Origin of the sequence: Gloeomargarita sp. SKYB120 (assembly GCA_025062155.1) — a bacterium.
GTDB lineage: Bacteria > Cyanobacteriota > Cyanobacteriia > Gloeomargaritales > Gloeomargaritaceae > Gloeomargarita.
This window is the reverse complement of the sequence record JANXAM010000028.1, coordinates 1-16,405: the sequence shown is the minus strand read 5'-3', so window position 1 is coordinate 16,405 and position 16,405 is coordinate 1. Positions and strand designations below refer to the sequence as shown.

At 56.5% G+C, this 16,405-nt stretch carries 16 protein-coding genes; 10 read left to right on the top strand and 6 right to left on the bottom strand.

The features are described 5' to 3' along the window. The first annotated feature begins 24 nt into the window (after nucleotides 1–24). Nucleotides 25–1,629 carry an iron ABC transporter permease gene (locus tag NZ705_09850; GenBank protein ID MCS7293253.1) on the top strand — a complete coding sequence of 535 codons (1,605 nt, stop codon included), beginning with the start codon at nucleotides 25–27 and terminating at the stop codon, nucleotides 1,627–1,629. Here the strand turns inward: NZ705_09850 and miaA are convergent. Further along, the gene (gene miaA / locus NZ705_09845; GenBank protein ID MCS7293252.1) at nucleotides 1,626–2,516 is read right to left on the bottom strand and encodes a tRNA (adenosine(37)-N6)-dimethylallyltransferase MiaA; all 891 of its coding nucleotides are present in this window, start codon (nucleotides 2,514–2,516) and stop codon (nucleotides 1,626–1,628) included. The genes NZ705_09850 and miaA overlap by 4 nt on opposite strands. A 136-nt stretch (nucleotides 2,517–2,652) precedes the next feature. Here miaA and gyrB point away from each other — a divergent pair, with 136 nt between their 5' ends. Continuing rightward, the gene (gene gyrB / locus NZ705_09840) at nucleotides 2,653–4,587 is read left to right on the top strand and encodes a DNA topoisomerase (ATP-hydrolyzing) subunit B (GenBank protein ID MCS7293251.1); all 1,935 of its coding nucleotides are present in this window, start codon (nucleotides 2,653–2,655) and stop codon (nucleotides 4,585–4,587) included. Here the strand turns inward: gyrB and NZ705_09835 are convergent. Further along, complete coding sequence (locus tag NZ705_09835; protein MCS7293250.1) at nucleotides 4,584–5,705, bottom strand: ABC transporter permease; 1,122 nt, start codon at nucleotides 5,703–5,705, stop codon at nucleotides 4,584–4,586. The genes gyrB and NZ705_09835 overlap by 4 nt on opposite strands. Nucleotides 5,706–5,902: 197 nt before the next feature. Between NZ705_09835 and NZ705_09830 the strand changes: the two genes are divergently transcribed. After that, nucleotides 5,903–6,352, top strand: coding sequence for a hypothetical protein (locus NZ705_09830; protein ID MCS7293249.1), 450 nt, complete (start codon nucleotides 5,903–5,905; stop codon nucleotides 6,350–6,352). Nucleotides 6,353–6,374: 22 nt separating this feature from the next. Further along, complete coding sequence (ispD, locus tag NZ705_09825; GenBank protein MCS7293248.1) at nucleotides 6,375–7,070, top strand: 2-C-methyl-D-erythritol 4-phosphate cytidylyltransferase; 696 nt, start codon at nucleotides 6,375–6,377, stop codon at nucleotides 7,068–7,070. Here the strand turns inward: ispD and NZ705_09820 are convergent. The 4 genes from NZ705_09820 to NZ705_09805 form a co-directional block, all read right to left on the bottom strand. After that, nucleotides 6,990–8,045 carry a hypothetical protein gene (locus tag NZ705_09820; GenBank protein ID MCS7293247.1) on the bottom strand — a complete coding sequence of 352 codons (1,056 nt, stop codon included), beginning with the start codon at nucleotides 8,043–8,045 and terminating at the stop codon, nucleotides 6,990–6,992. The two genes, ispD and NZ705_09820, sit on opposite strands and share 81 nt — an antisense overlap. Before the next feature lie 79 nt (nucleotides 8,046–8,124). After that, the gene (locus tag NZ705_09815) at nucleotides 8,125–8,424 is read right to left on the bottom strand and encodes a DUF3155 domain-containing protein (GenBank protein ID MCS7293246.1); all 300 of its coding nucleotides are present in this window, start codon (nucleotides 8,422–8,424) and stop codon (nucleotides 8,125–8,127) included. Between the two features lie 220 nt (nucleotides 8,425–8,644). After that, entirely contained in the window at nucleotides 8,645–9,544 is a 900-nt protein-coding gene (locus tag NZ705_09810) for a MazG family protein (GenBank protein ID MCS7293245.1), read from the bottom strand. Next, nucleotides 9,544–10,068: a hypothetical protein gene (locus tag NZ705_09805; protein ID MCS7293244.1), complete on the bottom strand. Its 525-nt coding sequence runs from the start codon at nucleotides 10,066–10,068 to the stop codon at nucleotides 9,544–9,546. Before NZ705_09805 ends, NZ705_09810 begins: the two co-directional genes overlap by 1 nt. Before the next feature lie 34 nt (nucleotides 10,069–10,102). Between NZ705_09805 and NZ705_09800 the strand changes: the two genes are divergently transcribed. The 6 genes from NZ705_09800 (at nucleotide 10,103) to NZ705_09775 (ending at nucleotide 16,327) form a co-directional block, all read left to right on the top strand. After that, on the top strand, nucleotides 10,103–11,431 hold the full coding sequence (locus NZ705_09800) for a dihydroorotase (protein ID MCS7293243.1): 1,329 nt from the start codon (nucleotides 10,103–10,105) through the stop codon (nucleotides 11,429–11,431). 22 nt (nucleotides 11,432–11,453) lie between these two features. Next, entirely contained in the window at nucleotides 11,454–13,175 is a 1,722-nt protein-coding gene (locus NZ705_09795; GenBank protein MCS7293242.1) for a M61 family metallopeptidase, read from the top strand. 26 nt (nucleotides 13,176–13,201) lie between these two features. Further along, nucleotides 13,202–13,432: a hypothetical protein gene (locus NZ705_09790; GenBank protein ID MCS7293241.1), complete on the top strand. Its 231-nt coding sequence runs from the start codon at nucleotides 13,202–13,204 to the stop codon at nucleotides 13,430–13,432. Then, nucleotides 13,429–14,877 carry an FAD-binding protein gene (locus NZ705_09785; GenBank protein MCS7293240.1) on the top strand — a complete coding sequence of 483 codons (1,449 nt, stop codon included), beginning with the start codon at nucleotides 13,429–13,431 and terminating at the stop codon, nucleotides 14,875–14,877. Before NZ705_09790 ends, NZ705_09785 begins: the two co-directional genes overlap by 4 nt. A gap of 622 nt (nucleotides 14,878–15,499) precedes the next feature. Then, on the top strand, nucleotides 15,500–16,069 hold the full coding sequence (locus NZ705_09780) for a Uma2 family endonuclease (protein ID MCS7293239.1): 570 nt from the start codon (nucleotides 15,500–15,502) through the stop codon (nucleotides 16,067–16,069). Between the two features lie 6 nt (nucleotides 16,070–16,075). Further along, the gene (locus NZ705_09775; protein ID MCS7293238.1) at nucleotides 16,076–16,327 is read left to right on the top strand and encodes a hypothetical protein; all 252 of its coding nucleotides are present in this window, start codon (nucleotides 16,076–16,078) and stop codon (nucleotides 16,325–16,327) included. Nucleotides 16,328–16,405: the final 78 nt, after the last annotated feature.

The window sequence follows — 16,405 nt, the reverse complement described above, 5'->3', positions numbered from 1 at the left end:
ACAGATCGTACTCCAGTGTAAGGCATGGTGCATCCGTTGCGGCAATGGTCGTCGGTTTGGTTTTGGGGTGGTTTGCTCGTCGCCGGTTTGTTTCTGATCCCCGTCTTGGTGGTGCTGGCCAGCGTCTTTACGCCCCGCCCAGAGGTGTGGCAACACCTGCTGAGCACGGTTTTACCAGAGTACATCACTAATACGCTCATCCTGGCCGCTGGCGTAAGCATTGGCGTGGTAGTTATGGGGGTCGCAACGGCCTGGCTGGTAGGCGTTTGTGAATTTCCAGGGCGACGGTTTTGGGAATGGGCGCTGGTGTTGCCCTTTGCCGCGCCGGCCTATGTGCTGGCCTTTGCCTACGCGGAATTGCTGGAGGTGTTTGGGCCGGTGCAGCGCTGGTTGCGCCAGGTGACGGGCTGGCAAGTGGGACAGTACTGGTTCCCGAATATCCGGTCGTTGCCAGGGGCCATCGTGATGTTCATCTGCGTGCTGTACCCCTACGTCTATCTGCTGGCGCGGGTGAGTTTCCGGCAACAGTCGCGGGCCTTGGTAGAAGCGAGCCGGTTACTGGGGCATTCCCCCTGGGAAACCTTTTGGCGGGTGGCTTTGCCCCTGGCGCGTCCGGCGGTCATGGCGGGGTTGGCGCTGGCGCTGATGGAGACCCTGGCGGACTTTGGCGTGGTGGATTATTTTGGCGTGCCGGTTTTGACGACGGGTATTTACCGCACCTGGTTCAACATGGGGGACCGCATCGCTGCTACCCAGTTGTCGGTGTGTTTACTGCTGTTCGTCTTTGCTCTCATGGCGCTGGAGTTAGCGTCCCGTCGCCAGGCCCGTTATGCCGACAAAGGGAGCAGCGAACTGGCCACCCGGATTGTGCTCAAGGGCCAAGCAGCAGTAGCGGCCTGGTGGACCTGCGCTCTGCCGGTGGTGATTGGGTTTGGCGTTCCTGGCGGGGTTTTGGTGGAATTGGCGGTGCGCTACCGGCTGGAAACCTTCGACGCCACGTTTTGGGAATCGGTGCGGAATACGAGCCTGCTGGCATCCATCACGGCGGTGTTGGCCCTGGCTATTGCCCTGTTTCTCGGCTACGGGCAACGGTTGCTAGGGGGCGGTGCGGTGGCATGGCTATCCCGGCTAGCAGCAATGGGTTATGCGGTGCCCGGGTCGGTGATTGGCGTGGGCATTTTGATCACCCTGGGTTGGCTAGACCGCACGCTGGGACGGATGGTGGTGGGGGGCACCGTCGCCGCCTTGATTTTTGCCTATCTGGTGCGTTACTTGGCGTTGGCGCTGGGGTCAGTAGAAGCAGCGTTGGCCCGGATTGCGCCGGAATTGGACGAGGCTGCGCGGAGCCTGGGACATAAACCCTGGAGTGCGCTGGTGCGGGTGCATTTACCCTTGATGGCGGGAACCCTGGTGAGCGCCGCGATTTTGGTGTTCGTGGACGTGGTGAAGGAATTGCCGGCAACGATTATCATCCGTCCCTTCGGCTTCGACACGCTGGCGATTCGGGTGTATCGGTACGCCCAGGATTCGCGGTTGATGGAAGCGTCCGGCCCGGCACTGGCGCTAGTGGTAGTGGGGATGATTCCCGTGTTGCTGCTGTGCCGCCAGATCGCCCGCGAGTCCGATTAGGTGCCAATGGTGGTGAAAAAATCCTGGACTTTTTGCCAGGTGTAAGGGAGCAAATCGGGCCGGTCGGCATCTAACCGCACCAATCCCGCCTGGGCGCGAAACCAGGTGCGTTGTTGCTTGGCGAGGCGACGGGTGTGGCGGATCAGCAGGGCTTGGGCTTGTTCCAGGTCTATTGTCCCTTCCAGATAAGCGCCCACTTCCCGGTAGCCCAGCGTTTTCAGCAAGGGCAGGTCTGGCCCATATTTCTGGCGCAAAGCAGCGGTTTCTTCCACAAGCCCCTGGGCAAACATCCGCTGAGTGCGCTGGGCAATCCGTTGGGCCAGGAACTCGCTATCCAGGTACAGAAACAGCACCGGATAGGTGGGGGGTCGTTGACCTTGCAGGTGAGACAGGGGCACGCCCGTCACGTAATAGACTTCCAAAGCCCGCAGAGTGCGCACGGTGTCGTGGGGATGGATTTTGGCGGCGCTGGCCGGGTCCACCTGTTGCAGGAATTGATAGCGCTCCCTTTGGCTGTAGGTCGAGAGCTGTCGCCGCAAGTCGGGTTGGGGTGCCACCGGCGGAATGGTCAAGCCCTGCACCACGGCCTGGATGTACAACCCGCTCCCCCCAACTAGCAACGGCGTCACGCCCCGGCGATGGCAATCGGCAATCAGCGCTTGGGCGGCCTGTTGATACTCGGCAACCGTCACAGCCACTGTCGGCGGTACCCAGTCAATCAGGTAATGGGGCGCCAGCATTCGTTGCGCAGGGGTGGGTTTGGCCGTGCCGATGTTGAACTCCTGATAAATCTGGCGAGAGTCAGCGTTGATAATCACACTGTTGAGCTTTTGTGCTAAAGCAATCCCCAGGTCGGTTTTGCCACTGGCGGTCGGCCCTGCAATCACAATAAGAGCCAGGATTCCACCCCCCTAGCAAATGGCTGCTCATTTCCATTCTGCAGGAGATTTTAGGCGTTTTGTGCTAAGATTAGCTCAGATTTGAGGTGCGTATCGTTTTAGGGTATTTCTGGGAGATTTTTGCATGACAGCCGCCTATGGTGCTGAGCAGATTCAAGTCTTGGAGGGGTTAGAAGCGGTACGGCGGCGGCCAGGGATGTACATCGGGAGTACGGGGCCGAAGGGGTTGCATCACCTGGTGTATGAGGTAGTGGACAACTCGGTGGACGAGGCGCTGGCGGGCTTCTGCACCCATATCGAAGTGGATTTGCACCCCGACGGGTCGGTGGTGGTGACGGATAACGGGCGCGGTATTCCCACCGAAATTCATCCCAAGACGGGGAAATCGGCCCTGGAGACGGTGATGACGGTATTGCACGCGGGGGGCAAGTTTGGCGGCGATAACGGCGGTTACAAGGTCTCGGGCGGGCTGCACGGGGTGGGGGTGTCGGTGGTCAACGCCCTGTCCCAGTGGGTGGAAGTAACGGTTTGGCGGGATGGCCGCGAGTTTCGCCAGCGCTACGAGCGGGGTAAGCCGGTGACGGAATTGTTGAGTACGCCCTTGACGGAACCGCGCCGGGGCACAGCCGTGGCCTTTTGTCCAGACCCAGAAATTTTCAAGGAAACCACCGAATTTGACTTCACCCTGCTCACCAGCCGCCTGCGGGAACTGGCCTATTTGAATGCGGGGATTCACATTGCTTTGCGGGACTATCGCCGGGAGCCGCCGCGCATCGAAACCTTTTGTTATTTGGGGGGTATTCGCGAGTATGTGGCCTACCTGAACCAGGAAAAGCAACCCCTGCACGATGAGGTGATTTATATCCAAGGCGAGCGCCATCACATTACCGTCGAAGTGGCGTTGCAGTGGTGCAGCGATGCCTACAGCGAAAACTTGCTGGGGTTTGCCAACAACATCCGCACAGTGGACGGGGGCACGCACCTGGAGGGATTGAAAGCAGTGCTCACCCGCACCATCAATCACCTGGCCCGCAAGCGCAACAAACTCAAGGAACAAGACGCCAACTTGGCCGGTGAACATATCCGTGAGGGGTTAACAGGCATTATTTCCGTGAAAGTCCCCAACCCGGAATTTGAGGGGCAAACCAAGACCAAACTGGGCAATACGGAAGTGCGGGGGATTGTGGACTCCCTGGTGGGGGAATATCTCACAGACTATTTGGAAATGCGTCCCCAGGTAGCCGATGCCATTTTGGATAAGGCGATTCAGGCGTATCAAGCAGCGGAAGCGGCCCGGCGGGCGCGGGAACTGGTGCGTCGTAAATCGGTTTTAGAGTCTTCGACGTTGCCGGGGAAATTGGCCGATTGCAGCAGCCGGGACCCTAGCGAATGTGAATTATTTATTGTCGAAGGCGACAGCGCCGGTGGGAGTGCCAAGCAGGCGCGGGACCGTCGGAACCAGGCCATTCTCCCCTTGCGCGGCAAAATTATCAACATCGAAAAAACGGACGACGCGCGGGTGTACAAAAATGCGGAAATTCAAGCCCTGATCATGGCGATTGGTCTCGGTATCAAGGGGGAAGAATTTGACCCCAGTAAATTGCGTTATCACAAGATTATTCTCTTGACGGATGCGGATGTGGATGGGGCGCATATTCGTACCCTGTTGCTCACCTTTTTCTATCGCTATCAACGCGCCATTATTGAAAGGGGGCATATCTACATTGGCTGTCCCCCCCTGTACAAGGTGGAACGCGCCCGGCCCCGGCAAGTCATTTACTGCTACAACGACCGGGAATTGGAACGGGTGAAACAGGAACTACCGGCCAACGCTAACTACACCATCCAACGCTTCAAAGGGCTCGGGGAAATGATGCCGGAGCAACTGTGGGAAACCACCATGAACCCAGCAACCCGCACGCTGAAGCAAGTCACCATTGAGGATGCCGCCGAGGCTGACCGGTTGTTCACCATCCTGATGGGCGACCGGGTGCCCCCCCGGCGCGAGTTCATCGAAACCTACGCGTCGCAATTGAGTTGGGCCGAGCTGGACATTTAACGGTCGCTCTGGCGGGGGTCCAGCACATCGCGCAACCCATCCCCCAGTAAATTGAACCCCAACACCGCCAAGATGATGAGAACCGCCGGCGGCCACACCAGCCACGGGTGCAACAACATGATGGAGACATTGGTCGCCAGCGATAGCATGTTGCCCCAGGAGGCATCCGGTTGTTCAATCCCCAGCCCAATCAAGCTCAACACCGATTCGGCCACGATAAAGCCTGGCACGGTCAGGGTCGCCGAAATAATCACATACGTGGTGGTCTGGGGGAGCACGTGTCGCCAGAGAATGCCCCAGGGACTCGCGCCCAGCGCCCGCGCCGCCTGCACAAACCCCTGCTCTTTGATGCTCAACACCTGCCCCCGGATCACCCGCGCCAAACCCGCCCAGTTCACAAACGACGTGATGAACACGATTAACAAAAACCGTTGGGCGCTCGTGAGACCTGGTGGGAGCACTGCCGCCAGCGCCACCAATAGATAAACGCTGGGAATGGTCATGAGCACTTCCACCAGGCGCATCAACAGGGCATCCACCCAGCCACCAGCGTATCCAGCAATCCCCCCCAGCACCACCCCAATGGGAAACGTAATGAAAATGCCAACCAAGCCCACCGACAGACTGATGCGACTGCCCAGCAGCAACCGGCTGAACTGGTCCCGCCCCTGGTCATCCGTCCCCAGCAGGTGCAAATAGGCCGGCGCGTCCACGCCAAAGAGATGCCAATCGCTGCGCAGGCCCGGAAACACCACCCAATCCTGCACCTGCCAACCCCGCTCCGTGCGCCGAGGTACCGGGAGCGTTAATCTCAACCAGTCATAGGCATAACCCCGCACGAACAAGCGCACCGGTTTCGGTTGCGTTCGGTCCACGACCAACTCCCGCTCGCCAGTTTCCAGATTCAAAGGGCCTTGGGCGGTGGGATAGACGTGGGGCCAAGGACGCCATTCAATCGCTGTAGGCGGGAGTAACGTCCCATCTTCACGGCCTAGGTAGGGGTCATAGGGCGCTAAAAAATCGGAAAACAGCATCCCGGTATAAAGCACCAGCAGGATCAACGCGCCCCACCGCGCCAGCCGATTCCGCCACCAACTGGTTAGAACACTGGTTTTCATACCGTTGGGTATCGTTAATTTCCCAGCATAACCCAGGCGCTGATGGCCCGCGATGCCTTGACGATGGCGCTAGGCTTGCTCTATGATCCACGCTGGTGGAATCTAAGCGGGCGGAGAAAGCGCCTCTACGTAGCCGGTTAGCTAGAAGGGCTAGCCGTGTCTAAATCGGAGTGGAGGTTACAATGTCTGCGCATATCATGTGGTTTCGTCGGACCGCCCGCCAGTTGAAGGTTTTAGACACTGCTTACGAGTTAGACGAACTTCCCCAGTTGCAGACGCTGGTGAAAACCCGTTTGGGGGACATGTGGCGGCGCATGCAGGCGCGGGGTTTAGACCTGAGAGACCCCTTGGTCTGGTGGGAACAGGTGCGCGTGCATGGAATTTTAGCCTTGGAGACGAGTAAGGGAACCCAGGAGCGGGTGGCCGTCTGGCTGGAAACCCTGGAATCACGGGCCTACGGAGTGCTGGAGCAAGTGAAACGGGAACCCTACCCCACCCTGCGCAGCGAACTGAAACTCAACCGGCACTGGGTGTTCTGGGTGCCTCGGTATCCGGTGGAGGCGGATGTCTGGTGCGACCTGTTCTACAGCACGATTGACCAGAGCGGCAGTTGCCAGATCATTGCGGTGCCGACGGCAGTAAGCTAGCCAACGTGGGATAATACCGGTCATGTACGTGCTGATTGCCGCCGCCGGTCAGGGCAAACGCATGGGGCATGACCGGAACAAATTACTGTTGCCGTTACTCGGGCGACCCCTGCTGGCCTGGACCCTAGAGCGGGTGTTCCAAGCGCAACCGGTGTGGGTGGGGGTCATGGCGCAACCCGTAGACTGGCCGGATTTCCAAGCCATTTGCGACCAGTTGTCCTCGCCGGTTCCAGTGCAGTGGATTCCCGGGGGCGATACCCGCCAAGCTTCGGTCTGGAATGGGTTACAAGCCCTGCCCCCTGAAGCCGAGACCGTTTTGGTCCACGACGGCGCCCGTTGTTTGGCCAGTCCCGACCTGTTCCGGCGTTGCCAAGCCGCCCTCGCGACAGCCGTGGGGGCTATTGCCGCGATTCCCGTCAAGGACACCATCAAAATCGTCCGTGACCCACCCTATATTGACCACACCCCAGAGCGCCAGCATCTGTGGGCCGCCCAGACGCCCCAGGGGTTTCAGGTCGAGGTGCTGAAAACTTGTCACCAGCGAGCTTTAGCAGAACACTGGCAAACGACTGACGATGCCGCCCTGCTAGAGCGCTATGGCTATCCTGTGCAGGTGGTCCCAGGCGAAGAGACCAACTTAAAAATTACAACCCCCGCCGACTTGCGCATCGCCCAGGCCCTGTTGACTGAGAGCATCGAGTGGCAACAGCAACTCTAGTCCCTGCGCTTGCCAGTGCAATTCTCCCCCCAAGGCTGCCAGTTCTTTTTGCCAGTGGGCTAGGCTGGGATAGAGCCGACCGGTGTGAGGACTGCATTGCCAACCCCCACCCCAGCGCAGCGACTCGCTCAGAGGGGTGAACTGTAAATACAACGCAATGACCTTTTTGTGTTCAATTTGCTTTTGGTGGGCAGCGCCTTGGATATGGGCGCCAGGGGGTAATTCTCCCAGCAACAGAGGCATCACCTGGGCCAGCAAGTGCCAGACGACTTCCGGTAACGGCGTCATCAGGTGCAAATCCAGGGCAATTCCCCGCGCCTGTGCCTGTTGCTGCCAATCCTCCATTTGACTCTGGGTCGCTTGCGGCTCAAACCAGGAACGCCACTGTTCCTGTCGCGCCCGTACCTCCTGGGCAATCGCCTGCAAGCCCTGCACCACCCGCAAAGGTAATTGGGGCTGGTATTTCAGCAGCAACTTCGTCCAAGTGCCAATCGTGCTCAAGGGGGTGAACATCTCGTGCAGCACCGAGCGCGCCCATTCCTCTGGGGGTTGGACGGTGGCGCTCAACCACTCCTGGTAAAAGCGTTCCACCACTGACAGCGGCGCCATTGGCCACTGCTCCGGTAGAGCTTGGAGTTGCGCCAGTAATTCTTGATCAGCCACGCGGGGCAACAGGCTGCGCCATATCCGCTGAACCACCTGGGGCAGAAATGTGTGAGCCACCTGACCCTCTGGCGTAGCCCCTAACGCCAGGACCCACTCCGCTGACCGCACCAGCAAGAGATATTGACCTGGCGCCAGCTCTCGGCTATCCAACCACAGGGGCGCGCTTCCTATCTCCGGCGGCGAGACTAGCACCCAGAGCGATTGCCCCGCCAGCAACCGCATCGCCAGCCTTGCCCCCGTTTGCCAGTGGGACAACACAAACCCTGGTGGCACCCGCCAGCGCTGGGGAAAGAGATCGATCAAGGCCATTGGTGCTTCACCCGCCCTAGCATCGAGCTTATCAGTCCCCAGCCACCCTGACGAGGGCAGAAAACCGACCCTTCAGGCGCTATTTCGTGGCGCTGACCGCCGCTTCATGGGCGCGCAAACTTGGGAACAGGAAGTGGTTTTCTTCCACGTACTGCGCCCCGAACAGTCCTTTTTCCGCCCAGAAATACCGGTCCACCGTATGTTCATTGCGACGAACCAGCAACAGCGCTGGTGGCGTAATACCGTGGGCGTGGATGAATCGCCGCGCAGCAGTCACTGGTTTGTCCTCACCACTGTCCAACACGTACTGGGGCACACACTCCAGAATTTTCTTGCCTTCCAAACGACGCCGACTCCTACGCTTACGTCTCCTAGCCAACGCGCTCTCCTCCTAGAAAACGTGTGGAAATTTTGTAGTTGGGATTACATAACCCTACAGCAGTATAGGGGTTCGGCAGCGAGTTTTCAAGAGGTCGTTAACCAGTTGCAACAATTGCTCCAGCTGGTCGCAGTAGCTTTTATCTCGTCAACAAAAGTTAACAATTCGGGAGGTCTAGTGTCGGGGTGGGGCCGGCGGGTGCTAGATGGGTGAAAGCAGGTCAGGGATCAAGGTGTTGGGGGAAGCAGGTCCGGTTGAAGCTTTCTAAAGCCAGGTGTGGATCGAGATGGTGTTCCGTCGCTGCAGCCACGAGTGCAAATAGCAATTGCCCTAGCGTTTGGGGCGTGGGGTTCTGTACGTAACTTTGCAGGGATTTGTAAATATCCAAAGTGAAGTCCGGCGGCAGCAGGTTTCGGGATTTTAGTTTCTGATAGATTTTAGCGGCGGCAATCAGGGGGGGAAAGGTGGCCACATAATGCTGTAATTTTTCCGGTAGCGAGTGGCCTTGTTCCTGTTGCTTGATGGTTTCCCAATTCTGGCGCACGGTATGGACATCTTCAACGCTTAAATCGCCGAAGACATGGGGGTGCCGGCGGATGAGTTTTTCGCGAATCCCCTGGGCGACGTCCACCACCGAAAACTGGCCCGACTCCTGGGCCATTTGCGCCTGCAAGACCACCTGCAGTAGTAAATCGCCTAGTTCTTCTTGAATCGCAGCGGTCTGGCCGGTTTGGATGGCGTGAACGGTCTCGTAGGCTTCTTCAATAATGTAAGGGGTTAGGCTCTGGGGCGTTTGGGCCAAGTCCCACGGGCAACCGGTTTCGGGATGACGCAGTTGCGCAACGACGTCCACCAGCTCACGGTAGCTTTCGCGCACCGGGTCGGCGATGTACAGTTGCAGGGGATAGGGCCAATTCCCCGCCTGTTCAGTCAATTGCGCGGGTTCCCCCTGGAATAGGACGGATTCGTGGTTAAAAAGACAGACCGAGGTTGCGTAAGGGCAATGGTTGCAGATGTGGAGCAAGCTGGCCTGGTCAGGAATGTTAGCAATCAGGGCTGGTAAGGGTGGCTTTTCCAGTGCGGTGAATTGGGCAACCGACAGCAGGTGCAGTGGCGGCATCAACGTCCCATCTCCCGCTTGAGTTTTTCAAATTCCCGTTCAATTTCCAGGGCCTGGAATTCCCGTTCCACAGCATCAGGGGATGCGGTTCTGGGGTTGGGTGTGGTCGTTGGGCTTTGCTGGCGCTTGGCCTGGATTTGGCGCAACAGGGTCTCTGTCTGCTGGCGGCGCTTTTGGTTCACCTGCAATTCCGCCCAGTATTGCTTGCCCTGCTGCATGAGGGTTTCTTGGCGCTGGCGAGCCGCTGCGACTAGATCGGGACGTTTGGCCTGTTCGGCGAGCAATTGCCGTTCGTGCCACAGGCGGATGTCCTTGGCGGTGTTGCGAATCTTTTGTTCTAAGTTCTGGCGGTCGCGCTCGAGTTGCTGGAGCAGGCGGCGGGTCTGGGCTTCCTGTTCGCTTAGGGTTTCTTGCTCTAGGCGCGCGGCCATGTCAGGGTTTGCTTGCAGAAAATCGTCTAGCTTGGCAGACAAGGTGGCTTCCAACTCATCCCACCACTCCATCGCTCCCCGGCCAAACCCCATAATGAAAAAAGCTCCTTAGCGTTGCGCGACCCCGATGTTCAATACGCATGATAGCTTATGGATTCGCCAAGCCCGCCTTGTCGGTGACCAGGGCCAGTTGCAGCCGTGCCATGTCGGGATTCGTGACGGGAAAATTGTCGAAATCACCATCGAAGACCGGCGCTCTGCCTACGACCAGGTGCTCGATGCCCAAGGCTGGCTGCTGTTGCCTGGTGTGATTGACGCCCAGGTGCATTTTCGGGAGCCAGGGCTAGAGCACAAGGAAGATTTACACACGGCCAGTCGCGCGTGCGCCAGGGGGGGCGTGACGTCGTTTTTGGAAATGCCTAACACCCGCCCGTTAACCATTGACCAGGCCACTTTGGACGACAAACTCCAGCGAGCCGCCCAGAAATCCTTGGTTAATTATGGTTTTTTTATCGGGGCGACCAGATACAACTTGGAGGAACTGAATCGGGTACAACCGACGTGTGGGATCAAGATATTCATGGGTTCTATGCATGGGGATTTGTTGGTTGATGACCCTGAGGTTTTGGAACGGATTTTTGCCACTGGAAAACGGTTAATTGCTGTCCATGCTGAAAATCACCAGCGCATTCTGGAGCGACGCCAACAATTTGCCCAGGAATTTCACCGCCCCGATGTGCATTCGGATATTCAAGATGAGATTGCCGCATTACAAGCCACTGAACTGGCCGTGCAATTGTCCATCAAGTATCAACGGCGCTTGCACATCCTGCATGTGTCAACGGCCCTAGAGGTGGAATTTTTACGCCAGCACAAACGCCCCTGGATCACAGCAGAAGTGACGCCCCAGCATCTGTTGCTGAATCGCTCGGCCTATTTCACGCTGGGGTCGCTGGCGCAAATGAATCCCCCTTTACGGACACCCCATGACAATGAGGTCTTGTGGCAAGGGTTACAGGACGGCGTGATTGATTTCATGGCGACGGACCATGCGCCTCACACGCTGGCGGAAAAGGCGCGTCCCTATCCCGAATCTCCATCCGGCATGCCAGGGGTGGAAACCTTCTTGCCCCTGATGTTGACGCAGGCGAAAAAGGGGCGGTGTACCTTGGCGCAAGTGGTGCAGTGGTTATCCACCAAACCGGCCCAAGCCTACGGCATTGTCAATAAAGGGAAAATTGCCCTGGGATATGATGCTGATTTAGTGCTAGTGGACTGGGAGCATGAGCAACCTGTGCGGCGGGAAGAACTGCAGACCAAATGCGGCTGGAGTCCCTTTGAAGGGTGGGTGTTAACGGGTTGGCCGCAGGTGACGATTGTAGGGGGACAAATTGTTTATTATCAAGGTCAATTTAATGAGGCGGTGCGGGGAAAACCCTTGCAATTTCAAGCCTAGGTTCTGATGAGGGGAAAACGAGATGACGCTTCGGATTCGCTACCGCATTTCGGCACCCTATCCAGCGACGCACTACGTGCATATCCAGATGAACGTGGATGGCTGGAACCAGGACACGCTGGATTTGCGATTGCCCGTTTGGACACCGGGGTCGTATCTGGTGCGGGAGTACGCCAAGCATCTGGAGAATTTTCGGGTTAATCATGGATTGCCCTGGCGCAAAGTCAGTAAAAATCACTGGCGCATCCAAACTGCGGGCGTGTCTGACATCGAAGTGCATTACGACCTGTACGCCAATGACCTATCGGTGCGCACCAATCATGTGGATGACACGCACTTATATCTCAACGGCGCTGCCACCTTTCTTTTCATTCCCGACGCGCGTCATCTTCCCTGCGAAATTACGATTGAACCACCCTATCCCGATTGGCGGGTCAGCACAGCGCTGGAACCCTTAGGCGATTACTGCTTTCGCGCTCTGGATTACGACATGCTCGTTGATAGCCCAATTGAGGTGGGACAGCAAGCCATTTATCCATTTACCGTGCGGGGGATTGCCCATGAACTGGCGGTCTGGGGGACGCTACCCGTAGATGCCCAGCCATTGCTCCAGGACATTAGCAAAATTGTTGAGACAGCGGCCAATATATTTGGGGGTTTGCCCTATCAGCAATATCTTTTCTTGTTGCATTTACCCATGCAGGGGTATGGGGGGTTGGAGCATGCAAATTGCTGTTCACTCCTGTACAGTCGTCGCCAGTTGACCCGCCCGGAAGGTTACCAGCGGTTCTTGAACCTAGTGGCTCATGAGTTTTTCCACTTGTGGAATGTGAAACGCATCAAGCCCGCCGAGTTGGTTCCTTTTGATTACGACCAGGAAAACTACACGACATCGCTGTGGTTTTGTGAAGGGGTGACGAGCTATTACGACTTGGTGATTCCCTGGCGCGCGGGTCTATACGATGCCAAGCGATTCTTAGAATTACTCAGCGAGGAAATCACGCGCTACTACCAAACGCCAGGGCGGGACGTGCAATCTTTGACCGAAGCCAGTTTTGACGCTTGGATCAAATACTACCGCCGCGATGCCAATAGTGTGAACAGCCAAGTGTCTTATTACCTGAAGGGAGCGTTAGTGACGCTATTGTTGGATCTGCGTATTCGCCAGCACCACCAAAACCAGCGTTCCTTTGACGACGTGCTGCAAAAAATGTGGCGGGAATTCGGCGCAGGTCAAATGGGCTTTACACCCGCACAACTGTACCAAGTCATTCAGGCGGTCGCTGGTCAAGACTTGCGGGATTTTTGGCGGGATTACATCGAAGGAGTCGCACCATTGCCCTTGGCGGAAGCGCTAGCGGATTTTGGGTTGGCGTTGCAGGCGGTTCCTGGAAAAGCTCCTTTTACTGGTATTGCCCTAGAAGCGGGGCGAACAACTGTCAAACAGGTGCTACGGCATTCGCCAGCATGGTGGGCGGGCATAGACGCCGGTGACGAGTTGGTTGCGGTGAATGGGCAACAGGTGCGTCCGGAAACCTGGCCGGAGTTGCTCAACCAGTGGCGACCAGGAGAGACCGTGACGGTGACGCTGGTGCGCCGGGAAGAATTGCGCCAGTATCCAGTGACGTTGCAAGCGCCAGCGCCAGAGCGGTATCAAATTCGCCCCCTGGACAATGCCACGGATGGGCAACGGTCGCTGGGCCTGGGCTGGCTGGGAGCGGCTGGGTTCGATTCAGTACAATAGGGCTATGGTCACAAGGGGGGGCGGCCATGCTACAGGATGCACGCGCAATTCGTTACTACCAGAAATTGACGGATGCCCTGGTGGAATTGCGGCGCCAAGGCTATTCGCTGGATGAACTGCGGTTGTACTTAGACGGGTATCTGGCGGCCCTGCGGCATGGCACGGAATTGGAACCCTGGCTGGTGCATCGCCTAGAAGAAGACGCCGTGCGCTTTCTGTATGACCCCGCCAATTTCGACCTGACAGGGGTGCCGTGAACGTGGATTGGGGTCAAGTCGCCGAAGCCTTTGCCCGCGTGCTGGAACCGCGCCGGGTGGTGCGTCGCCGGGAAGAACTCCTGGTCTATGAATGCGATGGATTGACCGCCTATCGCCAGCGCCCGCCCCTGGTTGTCCTGCCTAAAACCACGGAAGAAGTGCAGGCCGCGATTCACATCTGCCGCCAGTACGGGATTCCGTTTGTACCCAGGGGCGCGGGGACGGGGCTATCGGGGGGCGCGTTGCCCGAAGAAAACGCCGTGCTTATTGTAACCGCCCTGATGCGGCAAATCCTGCAGGTGGACATTCCCAACCGGCGGGTAGTGGTGCAACCGGGGGTGATCAACAGTTGGGTGACGCAGGCGGTGAGTCCCTGGGGCTTTTACTACGCGCCCGACCCGTCGAGTCAAACAGTGTGTTCCGTGGGCGGCAACGTGGCGGAAAACTCCGGCGGCGTTCACTGTTTGAAGTACGGTGTCACGACGAATCACGTGCTCGGGCTGAAATTGGTCACGGCGCTGGGGGAAGTGGTTGATCTGGGGGGCTGGGTGCCGGAAATGCCAGGTTACGACCTTACGGGGGTGGTGGTGGGGTCGGAAGGCACGCTGGGCATCGTCACCGAAATCACGCTGAATATTCTCAAAGCGCCCGCATGTGTGCAGGTTTTGTGCGCTGACTTTACCACAATTGCCCAGGCGGGCGCAGCGGTCTCAGCCATTATCGCTGCTGGGATTATTCCGGGTGGGATGGAAATCATGGACAACCTGAGCATCAACGCGGTTGAGCAGGTGGTGGCGACCGGATGTTACCCGCGCGATGCCGGCGCTGTCTTGCTGGTGGAATTGGACGGGTCGCCAGCGGAAGTGGACGAAGCCATGACCCAGGTGCAACAGATTTGTCGGGAACAGGGCGCGCGCAGTTTACAGGTGGCGAAGGACCTGCAGGAACGGGAGCGCTTGTGGAAAGGGCGCAAAGCCGCCTTTGCCGCGATGGGTAAAATTAGTCGCAATTATTACGTGCAGGATGGGGTGGTGCCGCGCAGTCGCTTGCCCTGGATATTGCAGGAAATTGAACGTTTAAGTCGCCAATCGGGCTATCGCATTGCCAATGTGTTTCACGCCGGCGATGGGAATTTGCACCCCCTGATTCTCTACGATGGCACGGTGCCGGGCGCTATAGAAGAAGTCGAGCATCTGGGTGGTGAAATTCTCAAGTTGTGTATTCAAGCAGGCGGAAGTATCTCCGGTGAACATGGCATCGGTGCCGAAAAACGCTGTTACATGAGTGAGTTATTTAGTCCTGAAGACCTGGAAACCATGCAGCAATTACGCCGCGCTTTTGATCCAGACCAATTGGCGAATCCCACTAAAGTGTTTCCCACCCCCCGCACCTGTGGCGAGCGCACCTGGGCGGCTCAACGGTTTCGTGGGTTACCATTATTTTAAGTGCCATTAAGGAGAACTTGCAGAAATGTTCCACAGATTTTGCAGTCGTTCTTCAAGGCAGCACAGGGGTACACTTGTACCTGTTATGTCTTGGGATCGCAGGGTGCAGCAGATATTTCTCCGGCTTTTCCCTTATCTCTTTGACATACTGGAGCAGCTTCTTGAGATACTGAAGTGCTTCACCTCTACAAGGGCAGACAATATAAAAGGTTGGATTTATAGGGACTTTAGGATAAATTTAAGCTCATGCCCTCAACAGTTGTCTAGACAGATGCAAGGGTGGGCTCAACAAATTGCAAGCTATACAACAGCGTCTCGACTGAGAGAAGTGCGAATCCTTCTAAATCATGAGATTAAAGATAGAGAGTACGCTCTTGAATTTTGCAGAATCATAGTAGCTTTTCTTGTTTTGTTCTTATTCCCGGGGGTTCCATATACCTTACCCTTATTATTAATAGGCGCAATTTTATTCAGCATTCAGACATACATATTCGGAATCCCGTCCCTCAAAACCTACTCCTATATTTTGGACTTAGCTGAAGAGTATCGGAAGAGAATGAACCGTTAGTAAAGCCTGGACGAATAGACTTGGTTGTAAAAAGGACTTACTTATAGCATAATTGTGTGTGATAATCTAATAAATAGAAAGTGCACTCCTGAAGCATACTTTCAAATGGAAATTGCATCCGAAATTCGCCATGAATATCGAGATGGAGAAATTATTGCAGTAGCCAACAATACACCCCATCATAACCGGCTATGTGGTGCTTTCTATGCCTTGCTTTGGATGCAATTGCGGGGTAAACCGTACACGGTTTTCATTACCGGCCAGCGACTATGGATTCCCGCCGGCAACGTCTATACTTACCCTGACATTATGATCGTGGGGCAACCCATTGAATTGCAGGAAGGACGACAGGATACTGTTGTGAACCCCATCGTCATTGCCGAAGTCCTTTCAGATACCACGGCTGCCTATGACCGGGGGGATAAATTTGCCCTGTACCGCACAATTAACACCTTACAGGAGTACTTGCTGATTGACCAATACAGAGTTAGTGTTGAGCACTATCGAAAAACTGCCCCTAACCAATGGCTGTTTAGCGTCCATCAAGCAAAAGACGAAACGGTGACAATAGCGAGCGTGGATGTTGAGATTGAGCTAAACGAGCTTTACGAAGGTATACTTTAATTCCCCATGCTATACGCCGCTGAACTTTTTTATTTAGAGAACCAGGCCGATTTCCCGTTTGAAAAAGTGGTTGCCGTCACAGCCAAAACTGTTGCCCAGTGGTGCACCTATTTTCAGGCGGGTCTAATCATTCCAGGTGATGAAGAATTTCGTCGCGGCGAATTACCAATTGAACCCGCACAGAAGCAGGCGTTTATTGATGAGTTACTCGCATGGATTTTTAGTCACACTGTCACACTCGAATTATTCCATCTATAGCTATAGCTAAGCCATCTCTGCTTGTCAGTTTTGGAGTCGCAGGGCCCAGCCCCGCCTTGGGTTCTCCTAGTATCTCCC